Source organism: Janthinobacterium sp. SUN100 (assembly GCF_030397705.1).
GTDB classification, from domain to species: Bacteria; Pseudomonadota; Gammaproteobacteria; order Burkholderiales; family Burkholderiaceae_D; genus Janthinobacterium; species Janthinobacterium kumbetense.
This window is the reverse complement of record NZ_JAPUBU010000005.1, coordinates 305333-329117: the sequence shown is the minus strand read 5'-3', so window position 1 is coordinate 329117 and position 23785 is coordinate 305333. Positions and strand designations below refer to the sequence as shown.

22 protein-coding genes are annotated in these 23785 nt (G+C 62.0%); 4 read left to right on the top strand and 18 right to left on the bottom strand.

The window, feature by feature from the left end; genetic code table 11:
• Nucleotides 1–42 precede the first annotated feature (42 nt).
• Nucleotides 43–2721 (bottom strand): TonB-dependent receptor, encoded by a 2679-nt coding sequence (locus tag O0881_RS24345; protein WP_289913396.1) that lies wholly within the window; start codon nt 2719–2721, stop codon nt 43–45.
• Nucleotides 2722–3109: 388 nt separating this feature from the next.
• Here O0881_RS24345 and O0881_RS24340 point away from each other — a divergent pair, with 388 nt between their 5' ends.
• Nucleotides 3110–3850 carry a GntR family transcriptional regulator gene (locus O0881_RS24340; RefSeq protein ID WP_034781815.1) on the top strand — a complete coding sequence of 247 codons (741 nt, stop codon included), beginning with the start codon at nt 3110–3112 and terminating at the stop codon, nt 3848–3850.
• A gap of 193 nt (nt 3851–4043) precedes the next feature.
• Here O0881_RS24340 and O0881_RS24335 read toward each other — a convergent pair whose 3' ends face one another.
• The 10 genes from O0881_RS24335 to rpsP form a co-directional block, all read right to left on the bottom strand.
• Complete coding sequence (locus O0881_RS24335; protein ID WP_289913395.1) at nt 4044–5513, bottom strand: carbon-nitrogen hydrolase family protein; 1470 nt, start codon at nt 5511–5513, stop codon at nt 4044–4046.
• Nucleotides 5510–6328 carry an AraC family transcriptional regulator gene (locus tag O0881_RS24330; protein ID WP_289913394.1) on the bottom strand — a complete coding sequence of 273 codons (819 nt, stop codon included), beginning with the start codon at nt 6326–6328 and terminating at the stop codon, nt 5510–5512. Before O0881_RS24330 ends, O0881_RS24335 begins: the two co-directional genes overlap by 4 nt.
• Nucleotides 6329–6428: 100 nt before the next feature.
• On the bottom strand, nt 6429–6878 hold the full coding sequence (locus tag O0881_RS24325; protein ID WP_289913393.1) for a CBS domain-containing protein: 450 nt from the start codon (nt 6876–6878) through the stop codon (nt 6429–6431).
• Between the two features lie 81 nt (nt 6879–6959).
• Complete coding sequence (locus O0881_RS24320) at nt 6960–7295, bottom strand: DUF3579 domain-containing protein (RefSeq protein WP_029496213.1); 336 nt, start codon at nt 7293–7295, stop codon at nt 6960–6962.
• A gap of 225 nt (nt 7296–7520) precedes the next feature.
• Complete coding sequence (locus O0881_RS24315) at nt 7521–8480, bottom strand: CobD/CbiB family protein (RefSeq protein WP_099665209.1); 960 nt, start codon at nt 8478–8480, stop codon at nt 7521–7523.
• A 97-nt stretch (nt 8481–8577) separates the two neighbouring features.
• Nucleotides 8578–9237: a CoA pyrophosphatase gene (locus tag O0881_RS24310; protein ID WP_289913392.1), complete on the bottom strand. Its 660-nt coding sequence runs from the start codon at nt 9235–9237 to the stop codon at nt 8578–8580.
• 78 nt (nt 9238–9315) lie between these two features.
• Complete coding sequence (gene rplS / locus O0881_RS24305; protein ID WP_035825414.1) at nt 9316–9699, bottom strand: 50S ribosomal protein L19; 384 nt, start codon at nt 9697–9699, stop codon at nt 9316–9318.
• Between the two features lie 134 nt (nt 9700–9833).
• Nucleotides 9834–10580 (bottom strand): tRNA (guanosine(37)-N1)-methyltransferase TrmD, encoded by a 747-nt coding sequence (gene trmD / locus O0881_RS24300; RefSeq protein ID WP_251349893.1) that lies wholly within the window; start codon nt 10578–10580, stop codon nt 9834–9836.
• 50 nt (nt 10581–10630) lie between these two features.
• Complete coding sequence (rimM, locus tag O0881_RS24295) at nt 10631–11188, bottom strand: ribosome maturation factor RimM (RefSeq protein ID WP_077400554.1); 558 nt, start codon at nt 11186–11188, stop codon at nt 10631–10633.
• Nucleotides 11189–11201: 13 nt separating this feature from the next.
• Nucleotides 11202–11453 (bottom strand): 30S ribosomal protein S16, encoded by a 252-nt coding sequence (gene rpsP / locus O0881_RS24290; protein WP_010395524.1) that lies wholly within the window; start codon nt 11451–11453, stop codon nt 11202–11204.
• Nucleotides 11454–11741: 288 nt separating this feature from the next.
• Between rpsP and O0881_RS24285 the strand changes: the two genes are divergently transcribed.
• Together O0881_RS24285 and O0881_RS24280 are read left to right on the top strand one after the other, a co-directional pair.
• Nucleotides 11742–12176 (top strand): NINE protein, encoded by a 435-nt coding sequence (locus O0881_RS24285; protein WP_289913391.1) that lies wholly within the window; start codon nt 11742–11744, stop codon nt 12174–12176.
• 136 nt (nt 12177–12312) lie between these two features.
• Entirely contained in the window at nt 12313–12939 is a 627-nt protein-coding gene (locus tag O0881_RS24280; RefSeq protein ID WP_099665213.1) for a glycine zipper 2TM domain-containing protein, read from the top strand.
• 86 nt (nt 12940–13025) lie between these two features.
• Here O0881_RS24280 and O0881_RS24275 read toward each other — a convergent pair whose 3' ends face one another.
• The 6 genes from O0881_RS24275 to O0881_RS24250 all read right to left on the bottom strand — a co-directional run bounded on the left by O0881_RS24275 (nt 13026) and on the right by O0881_RS24250 (nt 20541).
• Nucleotides 13026–14816, bottom strand: a complete 1791-nt coding sequence (locus O0881_RS24275; RefSeq protein ID WP_289913390.1) for an acyl-CoA dehydrogenase — start codon at nt 14814–14816, stop codon at nt 13026–13028.
• Nucleotides 14817–14908: 92 nt separating this feature from the next.
• Nucleotides 14909–15841 (bottom strand): FAD-binding protein, encoded by a 933-nt coding sequence (locus tag O0881_RS24270; protein ID WP_077400542.1) that lies wholly within the window; start codon nt 15839–15841, stop codon nt 14909–14911.
• A 40-nt stretch (nt 15842–15881) separates the two neighbouring features.
• Entirely contained in the window at nt 15882–16631 is a 750-nt protein-coding gene (locus O0881_RS24265) for an electron transfer flavoprotein subunit beta/FixA family protein (protein ID WP_034759884.1), read from the bottom strand.
• A 256-nt stretch (nt 16632–16887) separates the two neighbouring features.
• A complete protein-coding gene (locus tag O0881_RS24260) occupies nt 16888–17115 on the bottom strand; it encodes a sulfurtransferase TusA family protein (RefSeq protein WP_010395510.1) in 228 nt (75 codons plus the stop codon).
• Between the two features lie 235 nt (nt 17116–17350).
• Nucleotides 17351–19963, bottom strand: coding sequence for an alanine--tRNA ligase (gene alaS, locus O0881_RS24255; protein WP_099665215.1), 2613 nt, complete (start codon nt 19961–19963; stop codon nt 17351–17353).
• A 119-nt stretch (nt 19964–20082) separates the two neighbouring features.
• Nucleotides 20083–20541 carry a transcriptional repressor gene (locus O0881_RS24250; RefSeq protein ID WP_289899931.1) on the bottom strand — a complete coding sequence of 153 codons (459 nt, stop codon included), beginning with the start codon at nt 20539–20541 and terminating at the stop codon, nt 20083–20085.
• 158 nt (nt 20542–20699) lie between these two features.
• On the opposite strand from O0881_RS24250, the gene O0881_RS24245 reads away from it, so the two are divergent.
• Complete coding sequence (locus tag O0881_RS24245) at nt 20700–22757, top strand: TonB-dependent receptor (protein WP_289913389.1); 2058 nt, start codon at nt 20700–20702, stop codon at nt 22755–22757.
• A 137-nt stretch (nt 22758–22894) separates the two neighbouring features.
• On the opposite strand, the gene ugpQ is transcribed toward O0881_RS24245, so the two are convergent.
• Entirely contained in the window at nt 22895–23635 is a 741-nt protein-coding gene (gene ugpQ, locus O0881_RS24240) for a glycerophosphodiester phosphodiesterase (RefSeq protein ID WP_289913388.1), read from the bottom strand.
• Between the last annotated feature and the right edge of the window lie 150 nt (nt 23636–23785).

Genomic DNA, 23785 nt, shown 5'->3' with positions numbered 1-23785 from the left:
AGGCCAGGCCCAGCACGTGTGCGCCAGGCCGGGTCGTCTTGCTTACAGCTTGGCGCGCAGGCCCAGGTAGAAGGTGCGGCCATTGCTGTAGAACGCGCGTGGCTGATCGCGGTTTTCAGCGTACATCTTGATGGTCGTGTTCGTCAGGTTAAGCGCATCGAACGTGACCGTGAAATGTTCGTTGATCTTGTAGTTGAGCGAACCGGCCAGGCCGCCAGCGCCTTCGACGTGCTGGCTGGCGCCACGATCCACGCCCGCCTTGTAGGACGAACGGTAGTTGTAGGCCAGGCGAGCGCTAAGGGCATTGGCTTCGTAGAAGGCCGTGAGGTTATACGTGCTGCGCGATGCGTTGACCAGTTCATCACCGTTATCCAGCTTGCCATCGGCATAGGTGTAGTTGGCCAAAATACCGAAGTCGCCGAACAGCGGTTGCTGGTAGCTGAACTCCGCGCCCTTGTTCTTGCCGCTGGTATTGAATGGCGACGTGATCTGGTACACGGCGTCGGTACCGCGCTTGCTATTGTAATAAGTCCCGCTAACAGTTCCATTGGATACGACGGACTTCAAATCCATGTAGAACAGGCCCACCGAGAATGCCGATTTTGGCGCAAAGTACCATTCTGCGCTAATCTCAGCGTTGTCCGACTTGACAGGGTCAAGCTTGACGTTTCCGCCGACACCGCTCAATGCATCGTCGTTCAGCGATACCGAACCACCGAGCGCGCTGTAATCAGGACGGGCGATGGTACGGGCAACGGCGCCGCGGATGACCAGATCGTTGCGCACATCGAATTTGATGTTGGCGCTAGGCAAGTAGTCATTATAGGTGCGCTCAAACAAGTTCTGCGAGTACGGTTTCCAGTCGGAACCGACGATCGGGCCGCCGAGCTTGTTGACCAGGGTCGACTGCTTGGTCTGCACGGCACGCAGGCCGAAGTTACCGCTCCAGTTATCGCCCGTCAAATTGGCCATGGCATAGATGGCCGAGGTTTTTTCCTGCAGTTTGAATTCGTCTGTCCAGTTATGGCGTTGCACTGGATCGAGATTGCGGTTACCAGGGATCGCGGCCCAGGCGGCCAGTGCTGCACCGTCATACTTGAAGTAATTGCTCGACAGGTTGCCACCCAGATCCTTGCCGAAATCGCCAGGATACTGGGTACCATTCCAAACAGGGCCCGGATTGGAGATACCCAGAGGACCCGGTTTGGCATCAATCGGATGCTCGGCAGAACGCTTGTGATCGGTCAGGCGGCCGCCGAACTTGATCGAATCCCAGATGCCGGACGACAGGCGCAATTCCGCGTCGATCTGGGCATATTTTTCCTGGTCGACGGAACGCGATTCGCCACCGCCGATCCATGCCGTCGAACCTGGCTTGGTGGTGGTGCCGCCCGGATAGGAAACGCTGGCCGGGCTCATGCCGTTCAATTGATAGACCATGCCGCCATCGACGTTGTTCTGGTAGTAGACATCGTTGCGGTCATAGCCCAGGCCATGGGTCTTGCCCAGCTTGCCGGTCAGGGTCAGGTCCTTGGTGGCGCGGTACTTGAAGTTGAAATCGAGGTAGTACGATTCGCCGCCGGCATCAGGACGGTAGATATTGTCGACTTCGCCAGCGTTCTTGGCGAAGGTCGCGCCTGTCATGGTGCCGTTCCTGACCGTGTAGTTGGTCGGTATCTGGCCGTTCGGCACGCCGTCTTTCGTACTGTTGATCGAGTTGGCGGGCGCGGCCAGCCAGTTCGTGTTTTGATGCGGCGCCTTCAGTTGCGAATAGAAGCCGTTCACGTCCAGGGTCAAGTCCTTGCTGGGCTTGAATTCGATATCGAATGCGCCGCCTTCGCGGGTTTTCTTTTGCTCGAACAGGGTGGCGCCGATAAAGGTCGGCACTTTCACGCCGGCCAGTTCAGGACGGGCCTTGGCCGCAACGCTGTCTGCGGCAATCGGCGTGTAGCCGAGGATTTCCTGGCCATCGCGGCGCACGGTCGATTTTTGCGAAAAGCCCTGCACCATGATGCCCAGGGTATTGGTGTCGTTCTTCCAGTTTACCAGGCCGGAGAACTGCGGGTCGGTCTTGCCGGCCAGGTCATTGTGGAAAGCCTGGATCGAACCTTCAGCAGTGATCTGGTTCTTGAATTCCAGCGGACGGCGGGTGATCACGTCGATCACGCCCGAAACACCGCCTTCAGGCAGGTCTGCCGTGGCGCTCTTGTGCACGACAACGGAGCTCACCAGTTCCGATGGCAGCAAGGAGAAGCTGCTGCTACGGCCGACGTTGCCGCCGAATTGGTTCAGGACGAACCAGTCGCCCGTGCTGATGGCATGACCATTGAACAGGGTTTGCTGGAAGCTGGGGCTGGTGCCGCGCAGGCTGACGCGGTCGTTTTCGCCGAAGCCGCCTTCACCGCCGGCCGACGATTGGGTATTCACACCTGGCAGGCGCTGGATCGCGTCAGCCACGTTACGGTCAGGCATCTTGCCGATATCTTCGGCCGTCACCACTTCCACCACGGAATCCGCATTGCGTTTTTGCTTCAGCGACTTTTCCAGCGAGGCACGCACGCCGGTCACCGTCACGGTAGCCACGTCGTCGGCGGCTGCTTCCTGCGCCTGTGCCGAAAAAGCCAGGCCGGCGACCATCACGGCAACGGCCGCGGCGATCGGCGTACGGCTACGCGATCCGGATTTCACGACGGCAGCTGCAGGTGTCAAATTGCGTTTCATGTACTCCCCCTTGATTTAGGCTCCAGGATTGGAACCTTTTCATTTTTAACGTAGGTCTTCTTTCCAGCCCGCCCACTCTCGCCGGCATGCTGCAGACCCTTCGGCACAACCACTTACAAAACCAATTCAACGCCAATATACTACTATCCAATACCAGAACACTACCAGTTGCAACTTTTTTTTTATAACGTTGTTTGAATCACACAGACCACTTTATCTAAATCAATCCGTAGCCCGTATGAGCGGCTTAAATACGGGGGAAGCCAGGCATAAATTGTTGGCCTGATAATTCAAATTGGTTTTATAACGGCCTTTTTTGGTATTATCCAGCGACACAAAACAGATACAGAGCGCGTCTGCAACGCGCCGTAACGGAGACCCTCAGCGTATGACAACCCTCGCTCACATCATGCAAGGCCTGGGGCAGACGAGTAGCCTGCCCCTGTACCAGCAACTGCAGCGCGCGCTGCGCGAAGCGATCGACAAGCGCATCCTCGGCCCCGAGGAAGCCTTGCCGGCCGAGCGCCAGCTGGCCAGCGACCTGTCCGTCTCGCGCATCACCGTGCGCAAGGCCATCGATGGCCTCGTCAACGAGGGCTTGCTGGTGCGGCGCCCCGGCTCTGGCAATTTCATCAATACGCGCATCGAGAAAAACTTCGCCAAGCTGACTTCGTTTTCCGAGGACATGCGGGCGCGCGGACGCACGCCCCGCAGCGTGTGGCTCAAGCGCGCAGAAGGCACCGTCACGCCGGAAGAAGCCTTGCGCCTGCGGCTGTCGCCGGGCGCGCCCGTGTACCGCTTCCACCGCATCCGCTATGCGGACGAGGTGCCGATGTGCCTGGAATACGCGACCATCGTCGCCAGCTGCCTGCCGAACCTCGACGCTGTCGATATCTCCATGTATGACGCGCTGGAACAGGCGGGCAACCGGCCCGTGCGCGCCTTGCAGCGCCTCAGCGCCTTGTTGTTGACGGGGGAGCAGGCCAGCCTGCTGCAGGCGGAGGAAGGCGACGCGGGCTTGTCGGTGGAAAGGCTGGGCTTTTTGCGCGATGGGCGCGCCGTGGAATTTTGCCGCTCCTACTTCCGCGGCGATATGTATGACTTCGTGGCTGAATTAAGTACCAATTAATACCGGATGCGCGAATTTCTCAATACCAGATAACACCACTTATTGCAGTGCAATATATATGCCGGTATCCCACCTATAATATGCACGGCAATGGTGCAATTATCAACGGCGATTATGTGGCCGCCCGCGCAGAATATAAAAGAAGGCCGTGCAATACGGTTTTGCGCATTGCAACAAAACGGGGCGTTATGCGTCAAACGGCGGGCGCGGCGCGGCGGCCCACGCACAGCAGGATCACGCTTAGCGCCACGCACAGCCAGCCGAACAGCGGCCCCAGCCAACCGGCCCACGTGGCCACGGGCCTCGCTGCCGGCAGCGGCGCCAGCAAGGTGCTGCCCGGCATGGCGCTGCTGGCCCGCTCCGCCAGCACGTTCCCATACGCATCGCTGACCGTCAGCACGCCCTCGCGCGCCGCGCGCAGCACCGCATAACCGTTTTCCACGCCGCGCACCACGGTCATGCGTGCGCCCATCCAGGCGTCCAGCTGGAAATCCCAGGCCGGTACCAGCATCGTTTGTGCGCCGGCCACACCGTATGCCCGCCCCAGGGGCGCAAAATGCATGTCCTTGCAAATGGCCAGCCCCATGGCCTGCCCCGCCACCGGCTGCACGGCATACGCGCTGCCAGCAAGAAACTCGCGCTCGGGCGGCGCCAGATGATGCTTCTGATAGCTGACCGGCGCGGCGCCATCGGGCGCGAACAGCCAGGCCAGGTTGCGCCGCCCGGCAGCGTCCTGCACGCCGATACCGAGGATAATCCACGCGCCCGTGCTGCGCGCCAGCGCCTGGAAGCGTTGCCGCACGGCATCCGCCTGTGCGGGTGCCAACACGGCTATCTTTTCCGGCAACAGCACCAGCCGGGCGCCCTGCCCGGCCAGTTGCCCGACGTGGCGCGCGTACTGGTCCCAGACGGCTTGCGCGCGCGCGGGCGGCGTGGCCGGGCCGATAAAGTCATCGATGGCCACCAGCCCCGCCAGCGGCCCTGCCGGCGCCAAGGCCGGCGCGCCCTGCACGCGCCAGGCGCCGCCGGCGAACGCGGCCGCCAGCAGCAGCGCGGCCGCGCCAGCCGCTGGCGCATATGCGCGGCCGCCCGCCAGCAGCAAGGCCAGCGCGGATGGCGCCAGGCACAGCAAGAACAGCAGGCCAGGCACGCCCGCCAAGGCCGCCACCTGCAGCACGGCAAGGTTATCCGCCTGCGAATACGCGAGGCTGCCCCAGTTACCGTCCGGCAGCAAAGCCGCCATCAGGGTATCGATGGCCACCCACAGCACGGGATACGCCAGCACCGTCCAGCCGGAGCGGTAGCGCAGCACGAGGCGCCGCGTGGCCAGCACCACCAGCAGCCACAGCAGGGCTTTGACAGCGATCACGGCCAGCACGGCCGGCAAGGGCATGAGCAGGCGGAAATAGGCAAAGTTGGCCGACAGGCCCAGCACGGCTGCCACGAGCGTCATCCAGGCCGCATCGCCACGCGAGGAGCGCAGGGCCAGCCACAGCACGGGCAGCGGCGCGCACCAGGCCAGCCAGCCCAGCGGCTGCGGGGCCAGCACCCAGTACAGGGGCAGGCCCGCCGCCAGCGCGGCGGCGATTTGGGACAGGCGCTGGCGCAGCGCGGTACTGCCGGCGAACAGGGCCGGCGCAGGCAAGGTATCGGACATGCTCATGCTTTCAAGGGGAGCCAGATTTCCACGCCGCCGATGCCGCTGGCGGGATCGAAATGGTGGTCGTAGCGTTCAAAATCGGGAGCGTCGGCCACTTCCAGGCCGGACCGGGGCAGCCACTCGTTCCACACCGTATGCCAGGTGGCGCGGATGGTGGAAATATGGCCGCGGTGACGGAATACGGCATAGCGCTGCGGGGCGATGCGCAGCCGCGTCCAGCCATCGGGCGCCTGGGAAAAGTCGGCCACGGGCATGGCGCACAGGTAATCGAAATTGCCCGCGTCGTCATTGTTGCAGCACACGCCATACACCAGCTGGCCGGGCGCCACATGGGGCAGGAAGCGCTGCCACAGGGCGGGGATGCCGGCAGAAGTTTCCGCGCGATAGCGTTCCACCAGACCCGCCACCAGCATGGCGGGCCCTTGCTCGAAACGGGGCGCTTCCAGGGCCACGCCCGGCGCCACATCCATCCGGATGGCCGCGACCAGCGCGAGATTGCCCACGTGGCGCTGCGCCCGCACCATTTCCGGCGTGCGCTGGAACTGTTCGCGGAACGCGCGCGTAAACGCCTCGTGGGAACTGTAGCCGGCCTGCAGGGCGACAGCGAGGATATCTTGCGCGCCCTGTGCCAGCGCCAGGGCCGCCTCGCTGAGCCGGCGCGCCCGCACATAGCGCATCACGGAGTGGCCCGTGGCCAGGCCGAACGCGCGCGTCAGGTGGCACGGCGAGGCGCCGCCCACGTGGGCAATGTCGCCGAGCGAGATATTGTCCGCGTAATGCGATTCGATATACCACAGTGCCTTGGCCAGATAGTGCATGAACGCTTCCCGTTGTACGAGCAGCAACTGTAGCATTTTCAGGCGGCGAGGATTTGACTGGAATTGCGCAATGCGGCGCAATGCGGGCTTCAATGCAGGCTTATTTGCGCGTGCGCTTTTCATGCACCAGCTGGCCGCTGCTGATGCGGGCCAGCTCGGCCATCTCCTGGGCCAGGAAGGCCAGCAGGTCGTCGATGCTGACGATGCCGGACAGCGCGCCCAGGCTATTGACCACGGGCAGGCGGCGGATGCCGTTGACACGCATGCGTTCGATGATGTCGTAGACGTCTTCGTCTTCGCTGGCCGTGAGCAGTTGCGCGCTCATGATGTCGCCCACCAGCAGGCTGGCGGGGTCGAGGCCCAGGGCGATGACGGAAATGACGATGTCGCGGTCGGTGAGGATGCCGATGGGGACGCGCTCGCCGTTCGGCTGTTCGGCCACGATCAGGTCGCCCACGTGGTGCTGACGCATCAGCAGCGCCGCATCTTGCACGCTGGTGTCACGCTGGCAATGGATGGTGTGCAGGGTACAGATGTCGCCGATGCGCATGTCGCCACTCCGTTTGAGGCAGAGTGTCCACGCTACGCCAGCCCGCCGTGGCGGGCTTGAGGCAAATCAAGGGAGCGGTACTTACTTTTCTTCGGGGGGCGGCAGGAAGCAGGCTTCGACGATCTGCAGGTCGTTATCCTTGGCGAACTCGCGCACGAAGTGAAACGCCATCGGCTCGATTTCGCGCAGCTTGGTGTTGACGACCACCGACTTGACGCCATTGACGACCGTCGGACGCACGTAGGGCGAATACTGGAGGTGCGCATTGCGCCCGCCGCCTTCGGGATTGAAACAGGACATCACTCCGCAAAGGCGCTCGGCCCAATCGCTGGGTCGGAATTGCTTGCCATTGCTGGTGAGACCAAGGATGAAGAACTCGTCTGAGAGTTCCCCTGTTTTTTGAGATAACTCGGCCATGTGGCTTGTCGGGACTGGATTGCGTGAATGGCCCCGGCGGGTAAGCCGGGCTGGTAATTCAACTACGTTTGCTGCGGTAAGCCAGTATTATATCTTATAGAAGACTTGGGTTCTACCTCGATCTGCCCTGACGATGCAAACAGGGGCCGGCACGCGTAACGCGCCAGCCCCTATTTTAACCTTGTTCCACGCGCCAGGCGCATGGATGGCGCGTGTGCGCCCGCGTCAGCCGAGGAAAACAGCGCCCGACATCAACAGCAGCAACAGCATCCACAACAGCAAGGCGCGCCAGACCAGGCCCACCGTGCTCTGCAAGGCGCGTGCGCCCGGCTCTTCGCCCGGCAGGATATCGCTTTCGCTGTCGCTGTCGTCGACGGCCATGTCGGGCGTGACGACCACGCGGGCCGCCGTTTCCGCCGGCGTGCCCAGGCGCACGCCCATGGCGCCGCCGCCGGCCGTCAGGATGATGCCGATGGCCTCGTCCTGCCAGCGCTGGGCGAAATTGCGCCAGGCGTAGATGGCATCCTCGAAATTGCCGACCACGGCAAACGCCACGGCCGTCAGGCGCACGGGAATCCAGTCGATCAGGTAAAAGGCGCGCGCGGCGAACTGGCCGAACGCTTCATTGCGCATGTGCTCGGGCTCGTTCCAGGCGCGCGCCAGGTATTCGGCCACGCGGTACATCACGGCGCAGGCAGGGCCCAGCGGCATGAGGAACCAGAAGAACACGCCAAACACATTGCGATGCGTGGTGATCAGGGCTTTTTCCACGGCGATGCGGGCGATTTCGCTCGCTTCCATGCCTACCGTGTCGAGCTTGGTCCACTCGGCCAGCAAGGTCCGCGCGGACGCCTCGTCGCCGGCGCTCAGGGCCAGCTGGATCGACGTGAAGTAATGGCTGTAATGGCGAAAACCCAGGGTCAGGTAGACGATGAGGACATTCCAGACGAAGGCCAGGGGGGTCAGCTGGTAATGCCGCAAGAGCCAGTACACGCCGGCCGTCGGCACCATCAGCACGCCGATCATGAGGAACCAGCCCATGCGGCCGTGGTTGGCGTGGCCGGCATTGAACCAGGTCTCCATGCGCATTGCCAGGCTCTTGATTTCGGCGTAGATCGGATTGTCCGCGCGCAAAGGTTTGAGCTGCTCGATCAGCAATGCGCAAAGTATGGAGAGAAATGTCATCAATGGTCCTTTTTGTCTTTTTCAGCAATACCGCAATGCCCGCTACGATAGCGCAGTGCAGTGCTGGAATCAAACTTATTACGTGCGGGGTGCCATTTTACGCGCGCAAGAGGTGAAACAGATTGCGCAGCATGCCGGCGGTGGCGCCCCAAATGTAGAAGCGCTCGTAGGGCATGGCGTAGAACGAGCGCCGTCCGCCGGGCAATTCCACCGACAGGCGCTGGTGGTTGAGGCCATCCATGAGGAAGGCCAGCGGCACTTCAAAGATTTCCGCCACTTCCGACGGGTCGGCGCGCAACTCGAACGGCGGCATCACCAGGCCCACCACGGGCGTGACCTGGTAGCCGGTGCCCGTCAGGTAGTCGGGCAGGCAGCCCAGCACTTCAATGTGTTCGCGCGCCAGGCCCACTTCTTCTTCCGTTTCGCGCAGGGCCGTGGCCACGGGCGAACCGTCAAACGGTTCGCTGCGCCCGCCAGGAAAGCTGACCTGGCCCGCATGGCTGCTCAGGTGGTCCGTGCGCATGGTCAGCAAGATGGTCAAGCCCTGTGGCCGTTGCACCAGCGGAATGAGCACGGCGGCGCGCACGGGCACGGCGCGGACGGACAGGAAATCCTGGGTAATCTCGGGTTGCCAGTCGGGCTGTTCGGCCAGGCGCCGGCGCAGCCAGTCCGGCGTCAGGCGTTCGGCGTCCAGCGCCGCCTCGCCGGCGATCGAATCGATGGCGAGTTGTTTGGGATCAAATGCGACGGTGGCCATGGCAGCTTGCCTCAATAGCAATTCAGAATAAAAAAGGGGCGCCGAGAGGCACCCCTTTTCCCAACGCAGACGCTGATATTACGCGCTTGCTTTCGCCACAACGCGGCGATTTGGCAATTTTTCTTTGATACGCGCCGATTTACCCGAACGCTCACGCAGATAGTACAGCTTGGCGCGGCGAACATCACCACGGCGTTTCACTTCGATCGAAGCGATCAGCGGCGAGTACAGTTGGAACGTACGCTCAACGCCTTCGCCGGACGAGATCTTGCGAACGATGAAGTTCGAGTTCAGGCCACGGTTACGACGGGAGATAACGACGCCTTCGTAAGCCTGGGCGCGCTTGCGCGTGCCTTCGACTACGTTGACGCTGACGATAACGGTATCGCCTGGTGCGAAGTCAGGAATCGATTTACCCAGACGGGCGATCTCTTCTTGCTCTAATTGTTGAATCAAGTCCATTTTTATAACTCCGAAAACCATCATGCCGGCGCACTGTGGATAGCGTGCTATCCGCCCGGTAGAGGATGGGTATTACCAATTTGGGCAACATGCCCGGCACTGCAAAGCCACCCTGCTGGCCGTCCGAGGACGGTTTACAGGCTGGCCAGGAATTTTTCGTCGGTCTTGCTGAGCAAGCCGGCGGCGCGCGCACTGACCAGCAGGTCAGGCCGCTTTGTCGCGGTCGCTTCCAGCATGCGCTGGCGGCGCCACTTGACGATCTCGGCATGATTGCCACCCATCAAGACGGGCGGCACGGCCATGCCTTCATAGCTTTCCGGCCGCGTGTAGTGCGGCGAATCGAGCAAGCCATTGACGAAGCTGTCCTCGATGGCCGATGCCTCGGTGTTCAAGACACCCGGCAACAGGCGGATCACCGCATCCATCAGCGCCATGGCGGGCAGCTCGCCGCCCGACAGGACGAAGTCGCCGACGCTGATTTCTTCGTCGACGCAACGGTCCAGCAAACGCTGGTCCACGGCTTCATAGCGGCCGCACAGGATCACCAAACCGGGTTCGGCTTTCAACTGCGTGACGCGCTCGTGCGTCAGCGGACGGCCTTGCGGCGACATGAACACCACGCGGGGCGCCGCCAGGCCGAGATCGGACTGACGTTGCTTCGCGGCATTAATTGTCGCTTCGAGGGGACGGGCCATCATCACCATGCCAGGGCCGCCGCCATACGGGCGGTCATCCACGGTACGGTGATTGTCGGTGGTGAAATCGCGGGGATTCCACAGCGACAAGCCACATTTCCCCTGCTCGAAGGCGCGCCGGGTCACACCCGACTGCGTCAGCGCGGCAAACATTTCCGGGAACAGGGTCACGACATCAAATTGCATCGCTCACCATCCTGCAAAGTTTGCCCGGCGCAAAGTTAAGCGCAGGCGGTTTAATAATCGAGGCCCCAGTCGACCGTGATCTTGCTGGCAGCCTTGTCAACGTTAATGACAAACTGGCCAACAAACGGGATCAGGCGCTCAGGCGCCTTTTCAACGGTCTCATCGGCAGTGGCGACGGGCGTAACGCGCAAGATCGACTGCGGACCATTGCTCATCATGTCGTGCACTGTGCCGAGGCACTCGCCTTGCAAATTCTCGACTGTCAGTCCGATCAGATCGGACCAATAAAATTCATCGGCCGACAGCGTCGGGAAATGGCTACGCGGAATTTGCACAGAGACGCCTTTCAGCGCTTCTGCGGCATCCCGCCCGACCACACCCACCAGCTGGGCCACGACGTCGCCGCCGTGTAACTTCGCTTGCCTGACTTGAACATCATGCAAGGTCGGTTTATCAAACCACCAGGTTTTGACGCTTAATAATGCATCCGCGTCGTCGGAGAAAGGAGTGATCCTGACCCCGCCAGCAATGCCATAAGCACCGGAGACATAGCCTACCTGTACCAGGTCATCGGGGACTTTCACCCCGGATGCAGTCTTGACCGTCAAACCAGTGATCTAATTAAGCTGCTGCTTTGTTGTTGCTAGCTACCAGGCGAGCAACGGTTGGCGACAATTGTGCGCCAACGCCTTGCCAGTAGGCCAGACGGTCTGCGGTGATACGCAGTGGAACTTCGCCACCTTGCGCCATCGGGTTGTAAAAACCGATACGCTCAATGAAGCGACCATCGCGGCGATTGCGCGAGTCAGTAGCGACGATGTTGAAGAACGGGCGCTTCTTGGCGCCTCCACGAGCTAAACGAATAACGACCATAATATTTCCAAAAAGTGTGCTGAGGCGGAAAAAGCCGCAAATTATAGCGCGCTTTACCGCCAGGCAGCAAGCGTTATGATGACGGGCGTGTAATTTGGGCTAATCAAACATTATGACCAGTCATGGCCGAAGACGCAATAGGCGCGTGCGTCTATCGTGCCTGCCATGCCACGTCCAGGCGTTGATATTGCACGACAGCATCGCCTGAACGCTGCCGGAAAGTGCTATCGTTGCGGCAAGCAATGACCGATACTGGCAATCTTTACCGATGAGCAACTCTGGAATCCCATGACCACCGCTACCATTTTGCAACAGTCGCACAAGAACAAGGCCTTCACGACACTGCTGGCCTTCCTGCTGGGCATGCTGGGCGCCCACCGCTTCTACCTGCACGGCGCCAGGGACCGCTGGGGCTGGCTACACCTGGCCGCCCTGCCCGCCTCGCTGCTGCTGCGCCAGCTGTTTCCCGAAGCGGACTGGTTTTACCAGATATTGCCGCTGACCCTGTCCGCCCTGGGCGGTTTCCTGGAAGCGCTGGTGCTGGGCCTGATGCCGGACGACAAGTGGGACGCGCGCTACAACGCCACCTCCAGCCGCCAGTCGGACACGGGCTGGCCCCTGGCCGTGGTGCTGGTCGCTACCTTGATGCTAGGCGCAGGCGTGCTGATCGCCACCATGGCGCGCCTGTTCGACTTGCTGTATACAGGCGGCGCCTACGGTTAATTTCCACCCGGAAATAGCATCGGATCGCGCCTGCCGCACGCACATGTAAGTGTTGGTAAGCAATCATGATTTTCCTCTATACTGCATTCACAATGCCGACATTACTGGCACATTCAACACCCCCTAGGAGAAGATCATGATTCGTCGCCCACTCATCCTCGCAGTCGCCGTCACGGCCCTGTTCAGCACCTCCGCCTTCGCGCAAAACCTGTCGCCGAAAGCGCAATACGCCTACGACACCAAGCAAGCCAACACGCGCTATGCGGACGACAAGAAACTGTGCGCAGAAGAAACCAGCTCGAAAGCCCGCATGCAATGCCTGCGCGACGCCAAGGGCGAATACGACCAGGCCATCATCAATGCCAAGGCCGCGCAAAAGGCGGGCAATTCGTATGCGGGCCAGAACAGCAAACCAGCCCAGCAACAGATCTGCGCCGAGTGCGGCAAGGTGCTGGCAGTCAACGTCGCTGAAAAAGCGGGCGAAGGCGGCGCGCTGGGCATGATCGGCGGCGGCGTGGCCGGCGCCCTGCTGGGCCGCCAGGTTGGCGGCGGACGCGGCAAGGACCTGGCCACCCTGGCCGGCGCCGCCGGCGGCGCTTTCGCGGGCAAGCAAGTCGAAGGCCACATGAAAAACAGCAAGGTGTGGACCGTTACCGTGCAGTACGAAACGGGCGCCAAGGCTGACTTCGCGTTTGACCAGGACCCTGGCCTGGCCGCTGGCGACCTCGTACGCAATTCGGGCAACGGCATCGCCAGAAGATAAGCTTTTGAAAGAGTAAAAAAAAGCGCTGGAGAGTGATCTCCAGCGCTTTTTTGCATTCAGCCAGCTTGCGCCGGCCAAGTTTCAACTTAAAACTGCTCTTCCGACAAGGCCATCACGCCCGCGCTGCCATCGATGATGGTGGCGCGCAAGCCTGGCGCCTGTGACAGGATGTGGTCGGCAAAGAAGCGCGCCGTGGCGATTTTTGCCTTGTAGAACGAAGCGTCGCCGCTGCCCTCACCCAGCTTTTGCTGCGCCACCACGGCCGCACGGGCCATTTGCCAGCCGCCCAGCACGATGCCGGCCAGTTTCAAATAGGGCACGCTGCCCGCGAACACGGCCTTGATATCCGTCTTCATGTTCGCCACCACATACTCGACTACGGCTTCCAGCGCGGCGCTGCCTTCGGCCAGGTGGCGCTGCATGGCCTGGAAGTCGGCGCCGGACAGTTCGCCCAGCTGGGCTTCCGTGGCGCGCACCTGGGCGATGATGGCTTTCGCCACGGCGCCGCCATCGCGCACCGTCTTGCGGCCCACAAGGTCGTTCGCCTGGATGGCCGTCGTGCCTTCGTAAATGGTGAGAATCTTGGCGTCGCGGTAATGCTGGGCGGCGCCTGTTTCTTCAATGAAACCCATGCCGCCATGCACTTGCACGCCGTCGCGCGTGACGTCTTGCGACATTTCCGTGGCCCAACCCTTGATGACGGGCACCAGGTATTCATACGTCGCCAGGCTTTCCGCACGCACTTCCGCGTCCGGATGGTGGTGCGCCACGTCGCTGATGGCCGCGCCCACGTAGGCCAGCGCGCGCGCCGCCTCCGTTTGCGAGCGCATCGACATCAGCATGCGGCGCACGTCCGGGTGGTGGATGATGGAGACGGGACCAGGCGAACCGGCCAGGTCGCGCGACTGCACGCGGTCCTTGGCGAACGCCACGGCTTGCTGGTAGGCGCGCTCGGCCAGGCCGATGCCTTGCAAGCCCACGCCGAAGCGGGCCGCGTTCATCATGATGAACATGTATTCGAGGCCGCGGTTTTCCTCGCCCACCAGGGTGCCGATGGCGCCGCCGTGGTCGCCGAACTGCAATACCGCCGTCGGGCTGGCCTTGATGCCCAGCTTGTGCTCGATCGACACGCAATGGGCGTCGTTACGTGCGCCCAGGCTGCCGTCAAGATTGACGAGGAATTTCGGCACGATGAACAGCGAAATGCCTTTCACGCCGGCGGGCGCGTCCGGCGTGCGGGCCAGCACCAGGTGGACGATGTTTTCCGCCATGTCGTGTTCGCCATACGTGATGAAAATCTTCGTGCCGAAGACTTTATACGTGCCATCGTCCCGCGGCACGGCGCGCGTGCGCACGGCGGCCAGGTCGGAACCGGCTTGCGGCTCCGTCAGGTTCATGGTGCCCGTCCACTTGCCCGACACCAGGTTTTCCAGATACACCGCCTTTTGCTCGTCGCTGCCGGCCGTCAGCAGCGCTTCGATGGCGCCGTCCGACAGCAAGGCCACCAGGGCGAACGAGATGCTGGCCGAGTTGAGCATTTCGATGCAAGGCGTGGCCAGCAGCTTGGGCAAGCCCTGGCCGCCGAATTCCGTCGGATGCTGCACGCCCTGCCAGCCCGCTTCGCCATACGCCTTGAACGCGTCCTTGAAGCCTTTCGACGTCGTGACCTGCCCGTCGTGCCAGAAGCTCGGCTCCTTATCGCTGGGGCCGTTCAAGGGGGCCACCACGCCGCCGCAGAACTTGGCGTTCTCTTCCAGCACGGCTTCGGCCGTGTCGGGCGTGGCGTCTTCGCAGCCGGGTAAGGTGTGGATTTCGGCCAGGCCGGCCAGTTCGTTCATCACGAACAACATGTCTTTCAGCGGGGCTTGATAGCTCATCTTCTTTTCTCCAAGAAAAAAGCCACGCGCGGCTCGCCGTGTGGGGCGGGCCGGCGTGGCTTTGTCAGTAACAAAACCGAAAGGGGTGTGACTTAACCCAGTTCTTTGACCAGTTGCGGCACGATCTCGAACAGATCGCCCACGATGCCGTAGTCGGCCACGGCAAAGATCGGCGCTTCCGGATCCTTGTTGATGGCGACGATGGTCTTCGAATCTTTCATGCCGGCCAGATGCTGGATCGCGCCCGAGATACCGACGGCGATGTACAGCGATGGCGCGACGATCTTGCCCGTCTGGCCCACTTGCCAATCGTTCGGCACGAAGCCGGCGTCGACGGCGGCGCGCGAAGCACCCATGGCGGCGCCCAGCTTGTCGGCCAGCGGTTCCAGGATGTGGAAGTTTTCCGCCGAACCCATGCCACGGCCGCCCGACACGATGATTTTCGCGGCGGTCAGTTCAGGGCGGTCGGACTTGGCCAGTTCGCGGCCCACGAAGGCGGACTTGCCGGCGTCGGCGACGGCGGCAACGGTTTCCGTGGCAGCCGAACCGCCGGTGGCGGCAGCGGCGTCGAAACCGGTGGTGCGCACGGTGATGACCTTGACCTTGTCGCCAGATTGCACGGTGGCAATGGCGTTACCGGCGTAGATCGGGCGCTCGAAGGTGTCCGGCGAATCGACCTTGGTGATTTCCGAGATTTGCGCGACGTCCAGCTTGGCGGCCACGCGCGGCAGGATGTTCTTGCCGTAGGCGGTGGCTGGCGCCAGGATGTGGCTGTAGTTGCCGGCGATGGCCAGCACTTGCTCGGCCACGTTTTCGGCCAGGCCGTCGGCAAAATATGGCGCGTCGGCGACGATGACTTTCGTCACGCCGGCGATTTGCGCGGCGGCAGCGGCAGCAGCCGATGCGTTCGAGCCTGCGACGAGCACGTGCACGTCGCCGCCGCACTGGGCAGCCGCGGTCACGGTGTGGTGGGTGCTGCCCTTTAAGGTAGCGTTGTCGTGTTCAGCAATAACTAATGCGACCATGATATGTCCTGTAATTGTTCTGGGTAGACGGCAAAGCCGCTTAGATGACTTTGGCTTCGGTACGCAGCTTGGCGACCAAGGTAGCGACGTCCGGGACCTTGATGCCGGCCGAGCGCTTGGCTGGCTCGACGACTTTCAGGGTCTTCAGGCGTGGCGCAACATCGACGCCCAGGTCTTCCGGCTTGACGGTCTCGAGCGGCTTTTTCTTGGCCTTCATGATGTTCGGCAAGGTCACATAGCGTGGCTCGTTCAGGCGCAGGTCCGTGGTGATGATCGCTGGCAAGGTCAATGCCAGGGTTTCCAGGCCGCCATCGACTTCGCGCGTGACGGTGACTTTACCGTCTTCCAGCACGACTTTCGAGGCGAACGTGGCTTGCGGCCAACCCAGCAGGGCTGCCAGCATCTGGCCGGTCTGGTTGCTGTCGTCATCGATGGCTTGCTTGCCCAGGATGATCAGTTGCGGCTGTTCTTTCTCGGCCAGGGACTTGACCAGCTTGGCCACGGCCAGCGGTTCCAGTTCAGTCGTCGTTTCCACCAGGATGCCGCGGTCGGCGCCGATGGCCATGGCCGTGCGCAGGGTTTCCTGGCACTGCGTCACGCCGCAGGAGATGGCGACCACTTCAGTGACCTTGCCGGCTTCTTTCAGGCGCATCGCTTCTTCCAGCGCGATCTCATCGAAAGGGTTCATCGACATTTTGACGTTGGCGGTATCGACGCCAGTGCCGTCACTCTTGACGCGGACTTTGACGTTATAGTCGACCACGCGTTTGACGGGTACCAAGACTTTCATAGCTATGCCTTTGGGAAATTATAAAAATGACGGATCAAGTGCTGATTGTGCGTTCGATTATAAGAGAAATTTGAATCTTGAACCGAATTTAAGCACGATCGTGCGATTTTTTGTTAGAGCAATCCATCTAAACTGTCCAGCTTTGACGATTTCAGGGGAGTCCGCCGCTACGCTGCAAGGCAGCAAAAGGGCACGAAAGTGACGCACACGGCAGGGTATTCACCAGGCCGCGCCACGGCGGCCCCGGCTGGCAGAATTATTTGCGTTGCATCAGGAAGACGAATTCGGTACCCGTCTGCACATGCGACAGCAGGGCATTGCCCGTTTGCTTGGCAAAAGCCTGGAAGTCGCGCACGGAACCGGGATCGGTTGCCATGATGCGCAGCACTTCCCCGCTCTGCAGCTCTGACAAAGCCTTTTTCGCCTTCAGAATCGGCAAGGGGCAATTCAAGCCCCGCGCGTCGAGTTCTTTATGAAATTCCATAATCTCGGTATCAAGTAGTGTGTCGCTCATCATCAATATCCCGCCATTTTTGTTGTACTGATTTTCGACATACTACTCTAAATCAGGGGCATTGACGCGCTGCACCAAAATAGTTCATCGGCTGTTGTGGTGTCACAACGAGATTCCACACGGCAAAACGGCCCGCAAACACCGTCTGCGGGCCGTTTTCAAGGGGCTGTGGGGCGAAAACCCCGCATGGAGCCTAGCTTACGCCTTATTTCGCGCGTTCGCCGACCCAGGCCGGCACGCCGGCCAGGGCGTTCGCCAGGCCGCTCGGATCGGTGCCGCCCGCTTGCGCCATATCGGGGCGTCCGCCGCCTTTTCCGCCCACTTGCTGTGCAACGAAGTTCACCAGCTCGCCCGCTTTGACCTTGCCAGTCGCGTCGGCCGTGACGCCGGCGATCAGGCTGACCTTGCCGTCGGCCACGCTGGCCAGCACGATGGCGGCCGTTTTCAGCTTGTCCTTCAGCTTGTCCATGGTTTCGCGCAAGCGGGCCACGTCGGCGCCGTCCAGCACGGCTGCGAGCACCTTGATGCCGTTGACATCGACGGCTTGCGTGACCAGTTCATCGCCCTGGCCCGACGCCAGTTTCGATTTCAAGGCAGCCAACTCCTTCTCCAGCGCCTTCACGTGGTCCTGCACCTGGCCGATGCGGGCAGTGAGCTCTTCCGGCTGCGCCTTCAGGGCATTGGCCGCCTCGACCAAGCGGCGGTTGATGGTTTGCACCAGCGCCAGCGCGCCCTCGCCCGTCACGGCTTCCACGCGGCGGATGCCGGCGGCCACGCCGCTTTCGGCTATGATCTTGAACAAGCCGATGTCGCCCGTGCGCTGCACGTGGACGCCGCCGCACAGCTCTTTCGAGCTGCCGATGTCGAGCACGCGCACTTCGTCGCCGTATTTCTCGCCGAACAGGGCCATCGCGCCATGCTTGACAGCATCGTCAAACGACATCAGGTGCGCTTGCGTGGCGCGGTTTTCCAGGATCTCTTTATTGACAATGGTTTCCACGGCGGCGATTTGCTCTGCCGTCATCGGTGCGTTGTGGCTGAAGTCGAAACGGGTTTTATCGGGGTCGACCAGCGAACCCTTTTGCGCCACGTGGCTGCCCAGCACTTCGCGCAAGGCCTTGTGCATCAAGTGCGTGGCCGAGTGGTTGCGGATGGTGCGCGCGCGCTTGGCCGTGTCGACTTGTGCCGAAACGGCGTCGCCCACCTTCAGCGCGCCCGATTCCAGCACGCCGTGGTGGCCAAACACGTCGGCCTGGATTTTCAGGGTGTCGCTGACGGCAAAGCTGCCCGCGCCCGAGGAAATCACGCCCTGGTCGCCCACCTGGCCACCCGATTCCGCGTAGAACGGCGTGGTGTCGAGCACGACGATGCCCGCTTCACCGGCTTTCAGTTCCTGCACGGGCGTGCCGGCCGCGTACAGCGCGACGACCTTGCTGCTGAACGTCAATTGATCGTAGCCGACGAAGGTGTTTTTCTCGCCCGTGTACTCGACCTTGCTGTCCTTGTGCGTCTTGCCGCCCTTGCGCGACAATTCCTGGCTTTCCTTCAGGGCCGCGTCGTAGCCGGCCTGGTCGAACGTGATGTCGCGTTCGCGGCAGATGTCGGCCGTCAGGTCCGGCGGGAAGCCGTAGGTTTCGTACAGGGTGAAGGCGGTGGCGCCGTCGATGCCCGTGGCATCCTTGGCCAGCTGCGCTTCCAGCACTTTCATGCCCGTTTCCAGAGTTTCGCCGAAACGCTCTTCCTCGGCCTTCAGCATGTTGGCGACGTTGTCTTTCGCTTCTTCCAGCTCCGGATAGGCACCGCCCATCTCGATGGCGAGGTCAGCCACCAGCTTGTAGAAGAACGGTTTCGTCTGGCCCAGCTTGTGGCCATGGCGCAAGGCGCGGCGGATGATGCGGCGCAATACATACGCGCGGCCTTCGCTGCCCGGGATGATGCCGTCGACGATCATGAAGGCGGCGGCGCGGATGTGGTCGGCGATCACGCGCAGCGACTTGTTTTCCAGGTCGGTGGCGCCCGTTTCGCGCGCGGCAGCCTTGATCAGGTGCTGGAACAGGTCGATTTCATAGTTCGAATGCACGTGCTGCAGCACGGCGGCCAGGCGCTCCATGCCCATGCCCGTGTCGACGCATGGCTTCGGCAACTTGTGCATGACGCCCGCTTCATCGCGGTTGAACTGCATGAACACCAGGTTCCAGATTTCAATGAAGCGGTCGCCATCTTCGTCAGGCGAGCCCGGTGGGCCGCCAGGAATGTCGGCGCCGTGGTCGTAGAAGATTTCCGTGCATGGACCGCATGGGCCCGTGTCCGCCATCTGCCAGAAATTGTCCGACGCGTAGCGCGAGCCCTTGTTGTCGCCGATGCGGATGATGCGCTCGGTTGGCACGCCAATTTCTTTCGCCCAGATATCGTACGCTTCGTCATCTTCGATGTACACGGTGACGGTCAGCTTATCGGCCGGCAAGCCATATACCTTGGTCAGCAGTTCCCACGCGTATTGAATCGCGTCGCGCTTGAAATAGTCGCCGAAGCTGAAGTTGCCCAGCATTTCAAAGAAAGTGTGGTGACGCGCCGTGTAGCCGACGTTTTCCAGGTCGTTGTGCTTGCCGCCGGCGCGCACGCAGCGCTGCACGGAAGTGGCACGCGTGTACGGACGGCTGTCCGTGCCCGTAAACACATCCTTGAATTGCACCATGCCGCTGTTCGTCAACAGCAAGGTCGGATCGTTGCCTGGCACCAGGGAGCTGGAACGGACGATGGAATGGCCCTTGGACTCGAAAAATTTGAGGAACTTGTCGCGGATTTCAGTTGATTTCATGTTTTTTTGGCAAAGAGTGGCGGCAGCTTTAAAGGGAAGATTATACGTGATATGGGGTACGGCAATGACGGCGGGCCAGGGCATTGTTGCGCCCGTGCCAACATCGACAACCTGCCCGCTCAGGCCGGGTCGTGGTGGCTGGCGCAGGCGTGCACAGTGGTGGCAACTACGGCGCTCCCCGCCGTGGCCGTGGCGCCGGCGGCCGCATTGCAGTCGGCGCAGCGGCCGTACAGGGTCAGTTCGTGGCGCTCGACGACAAAGCCTTGCGGCGCCATGCGCTTCAAGTCGCCTGGGCAATCATGCACGTCGAACACGCGCTGGCACGTGGTGCACTGGAAATGGTGGTGGTGGTGATTGGCGGCCGTGTTCGACTCATAGCGCGGATTTTCACCCGGCAAGGTCACCACGTGCACCTTTTCTTCCAGCACCAGCGATTTCAAGTTGCGGTAAACGGTGGCGATGCCCAGCTGCGTCACTTGCAAGCTGGCCTGTTCGAGGATTTCCTGCGCCGACAAGGGGCGCTGGGCCGACTCGATGGCGGCTTGAATAGCGGTTTTTTGACGTGTTGTGCGTTCCATAGCCGACAGAATACACCATCCGCCTGACTCCCCTGCCCGGAAAAACTGTCACACAGTAATGATAATGGGTTATCATTATCATCTTCTGGCAGCCACCCCATCCGGCAATGGCCTGCCCCGACCCGTCAAACCGATCGCCGATAAAGGAATTCTTGCCCATGTCCGTCCGTCCTCACCAACCCACTCCCCTCGCGCTGGCCATCATGCTGGCCTTTGCCGCCCCTGCCAGCGCCGTGGCGCAGCAGGCGACAACCTTGCCCGCCGTGACCGTCTCGGCCAGTGCCCTGGCCCTGGGCAGCGACGACATGAGCACGCCCGTCACCGTGCTCGAAGGCGAGGAACTGGTGCGCGCCCGCGAAGCGACCCTGGGCGAAACCCTGGCCGGCCAGCCCGGCATCACGTCCAGCCATTTCGGCGCCGGCGCCAGCCGTCCCATCATCCGCGGCATGGATGGCCCGCGCGTGAAAGTACTGTCCGACGGCGCCGAGGTGCAGGACGCGTCGACCATCAGCCCCGATCATGCCGTCGCGGCCGAACCGATGCTGTCGGAACAGATCGAAGTCTTGCGCGGCCCGTCCGCGCTGGCCTACGGCGGCGGCGCCGTCGGTGGCGTCGTCAATGTGATCGACAAGAAAATCCCCACGCGCGTGCCGGCAAAAGGCTTTGAAGGCAGCGCGGAAGTGCGCGCCAACTCGGCCGCGCGCGAAAGGGCGGGCGCCTTTGAAGTGACTGGCGGCTCCGGCAACATCGCCTTCCACGCGGAAGGCGTCAAGCGCGACGCGAAGGAATACAAGGTCGGCAGCGGCTGGGAAGGCGGCTCGAAAGTAGGCGGCAGCTACAACAAGACGGACACGGGCAGCGTGGGCGTGTCGTGGGTGGGACAGCGCGGCTTCCTGGGCCTGGCCTTCACGAGCCAGCATGCGGAATACGGCTTGCCTGGCCACAACCACGAATTCGAAAGCTGCCACCCGCACGGCACGCATCTGCATTGCGGCGGCCACGAAGGCCACGGCCATGGCGATGAGGAAGAACACGACCATGACCACGAAGATGGCGCCGTTCCCTACGTGAAACTGAAAAGCGAGCGCTGGGACGTGCGCGGCGAATTGCGCGACCCCGTGCCCGGCTTCGCCAAGCTGCGCCTGCGCGCTTCGTTTACCGATTACAAGCACGATGAAATCGAAGGCACGGAAATCGCCACCACCTTCAAGAACAAGGGCCACGATGCACGGCTGGAAATGGAACACCATCCCGTCTTCGGCTGGCGCGGCGTGGTGGGCCTGCAAACGTCGAAGCGCGATTTCTCCGCCCTGGGCGAAGAAGCGTACGTGGCGCCGACGGTAACGAAGAAACACGCAGCCTTCCTGGTCGAGGAATACAAGCTCGACCAATGGCGCTTCGAAGCGGGCTTGCGCCACGAATGGCAAGACATCACCGTCGACAGCGCCACCCTGCAAGACCGCAGCGCCAAGGGCACGTCGATCTCCCTGGGCGCCGTGTGGAAATTCGCGCCCCAGTATTCGCTCGGTTCGACCATTTCCCGCACGCACCGCCTGCCCAGCGCCGAAGAACTGTATGCGCACGGCGTGCACATGGCGACAGCCACGTATGAGCTGGGCAATCAAAACCTGGGCAAGGAAACGTCGAACAATATCGATTTGACCTTGCGCAAATACGCGGGCGCCACGACCTTCTCGGCCAGCGCCTACCGCAACAAGGTGGATAATTACATCTTCGGCTCCACCCTGGACAGCCACGAAGGCTTCCAGCTGATCCAGTACGCGCAGCGCGACGCAACCTTCACGGGCGTGGAAGGCCAGATCCGCCAGCAATTGAACCCTATGTTCGGCGCCAGCGTGTTCGGCGACTACGTGCGGGCCAAGCTGGCCGACGGTGGCGGCAACTTGCCGCGCATCCCGGCCCAGCGCGTCGGCGTGAAGGTCGACGCCAACTGGCAGGCATGGAGCGGCGTGGCCGAGTTCTACCGCGTGGGCAAGCAGGATAAAGTGGCAGCGTTCGAAACGGCCACGCCGGGCTACAACATGCTGAACCTGTCCGCCAACTACGACACGCGCATCGGCACGACGCCGGCCCAGTTCTACATCAAGGCGAACAACCTGACGAATGAACTGGCGTACAGCCACACCTCGTTCATCAAGAATGCGGCGCCTTTGACGGGGCGCAATATTGCAGCAGGCGTGCGCGTGACGTTCTAGTAGCACCTGACATAAGCTACTACGCGTCGTGACATACGGCCTGCGATGCTCACTGTGCTGTAGCACAGCTGCGCTTCTCGGCCATATCTCACTTCCGCTCGCTACGCTTCTGTCAGGCGCTGTTGAGCTGAATGTTGTCAGCTTGCCTTGATCAGATCGATCCTGTCCGTACAAAACCCGTCCACCCCCCAGGCCAGCAGCTCGCTGGCCCGTTCCGGGGTGTTGACGGTGTAGCAAAACAATCCCAATCCCTCTTCCTTCACGGCAGCCGCCAACTCCGGCGTCAGCTGCTGGTGGTCGCAATGGAGCGCCACCACGCCCAGTTCGCGGGCCGTCCGCGCCCAGCCATCCGGTATCTGTTCGACCAGCCAGCCGCGCGCCAGTTCCGGGGCCGCCTGGCGCGCCGCCTCCAGCGCCGCAATGCTGAAAGAAGACAACAGCGGCAATAATTCCCCTGCAGCAATTTCCTGCGAAAAATGATCACGCGTGGCCAGCGCCACGGTCTTGCCTGTCGGCATGTCGAAGCCGGGCGCCGGCTTGATTTCGATATTCATCCAGATGCGCTGCGCCTTGCAGTAATCCACCACGGCAGCGAAGGTGGGCACGCCTTCGCCCGCGAAAGCGGTGCCGAACCAGGCGCCCGCCTCCATCGCCCCCAGCTGCGCGGCCGTGTAATCGTTGACAAGGCCGCTGCCAGCCACGGTGCGGCCCAGTTCGGGGTCGTGCACGACGACGGGCACGCCGTCTGACGCCAGCATGACGTCGAATTCCACGGCGCGGTAGCCGTAGGCCAGGCCGCAACGCAGGGCGGCCAGGGTGTTTTCAGGCGCCAGGGTGCCGCCGCCGCGGTGCGCCAGGGTGCGTGGATAAGGCCACATGATGCTTCCTTTATAGCAATTCCATGGATATGGACTGTCTTGCCATACTATTGCGTGCCTGCCTTGAAAAGTAAAGCGGCCCCGTTTGGCGATCCTCCGCCGCGAATGGCGGCGCGCCAGCCCCGTTTCGTCGCAGCCCGGTTGCGCCCA

Bases quoted from the DNA above. Each gene is read 5' to 3' on its own strand.
- O0881_RS24250 (WP_289899931.1), bottom strand. From the start codon at position 20,541: ATGGAACGCACAACACGTCAAAAAACCGCTATTCAAGCCGCCATCGAG.
- O0881_RS24280 (WP_099665213.1), top strand. From the start codon at position 12,313: ATGATTCGTCGCCCACTCATCCTCGCAGTCGCCGTCACGGCCCTGTTC.
- alaS (WP_099665215.1), bottom strand. From the start codon at position 19,963: ATGAAATCAACTGAAATCCGCGACAAGTTCCTCAAATTTTTCGAGTCC.
- O0881_RS24315 (WP_099665209.1), bottom strand. From the start codon at position 8,480: ATGACATTTCTCTCCATACTTTGCGCATTGCTGATCGAGCAGCTCAAA.
- O0881_RS24325 (WP_289913393.1), bottom strand. From the start codon at position 6,878: ATGCGCATCGGCGACATCTGTACCCTGCACACCATCCATTGCCAGCGT.
- ugpQ (WP_289913388.1), bottom strand. From the start codon at position 23,635: ATGTGGCCTTATCCACGCACCCTGGCGCACCGCGGCGGCGGCACCCTG.
- rplS (WP_035825414.1), bottom strand. From the start codon at position 9,699: ATGGACTTGATTCAACAATTAGAGCAAGAAGAGATCGCCCGTCTGGGT.
- O0881_RS24270 (WP_077400542.1), bottom strand. From the start codon at position 15,841: ATGGTCGCATTAGTTATTGCTGAACACGACAACGCTACCTTAAAGGGC.
- O0881_RS24275 (WP_289913390.1), bottom strand. From the start codon at position 14,816: ATGAGCTATCAAGCCCCGCTGAAAGACATGTTGTTCGTGATGAACGAA.
- O0881_RS24345 (WP_289913396.1), bottom strand. From the start codon at position 2,721: ATGAAACGCAATTTGACACCTGCAGCTGCCGTCGTGAAATCCGGATCG.
- O0881_RS24265 (WP_034759884.1), bottom strand. From the start codon at position 16,631: ATGAAAGTCTTGGTACCCGTCAAACGCGTGGTCGACTATAACGTCAAA.
- O0881_RS24285 (WP_289913391.1), top strand. From the start codon at position 11,742: ATGACCACCGCTACCATTTTGCAACAGTCGCACAAGAACAAGGCCTTC.
- O0881_RS24320 (WP_029496213.1), bottom strand. From the start codon at position 7,295: ATGGCCGAGTTATCTCAAAAAACAGGGGAACTCTCAGACGAGTTCTTC.
- O0881_RS24340 (WP_034781815.1), top strand. From the start codon at position 3,110: ATGACAACCCTCGCTCACATCATGCAAGGCCTGGGGCAGACGAGTAGC.
- rpsP (WP_010395524.1), bottom strand. From the start codon at position 11,453: ATGGTCGTTATTCGTTTAGCTCGTGGAGGCGCCAAGAAGCGCCCGTTC.
- O0881_RS24330 (WP_289913394.1), bottom strand. From the start codon at position 6,328: ATGCACTATCTGGCCAAGGCACTGTGGTATATCGAATCGCATTACGCG.
- O0881_RS24245 (WP_289913389.1), top strand. From the start codon at position 20,700: ATGTCCGTCCGTCCTCACCAACCCACTCCCCTCGCGCTGGCCATCATG.
- O0881_RS24335 (WP_289913395.1), bottom strand. From the start codon at position 5,513: ATGAGCATGTCCGATACCTTGCCTGCGCCGGCCCTGTTCGCCGGCAGT.
- O0881_RS24310 (WP_289913392.1), bottom strand. From the start codon at position 9,237: ATGGCCACCGTCGCATTTGATCCCAAACAACTCGCCATCGATTCGATC.
- O0881_RS24260 (WP_010395510.1), bottom strand. From the start codon at position 17,115: ATGGAATTTCATAAAGAACTCGACGCGCGGGGCTTGAATTGCCCCTTG.
- trmD (WP_251349893.1), bottom strand. From the start codon at position 10,580: ATGCAATTTGATGTCGTGACCCTGTTCCCGGAAATGTTTGCCGCGCTG.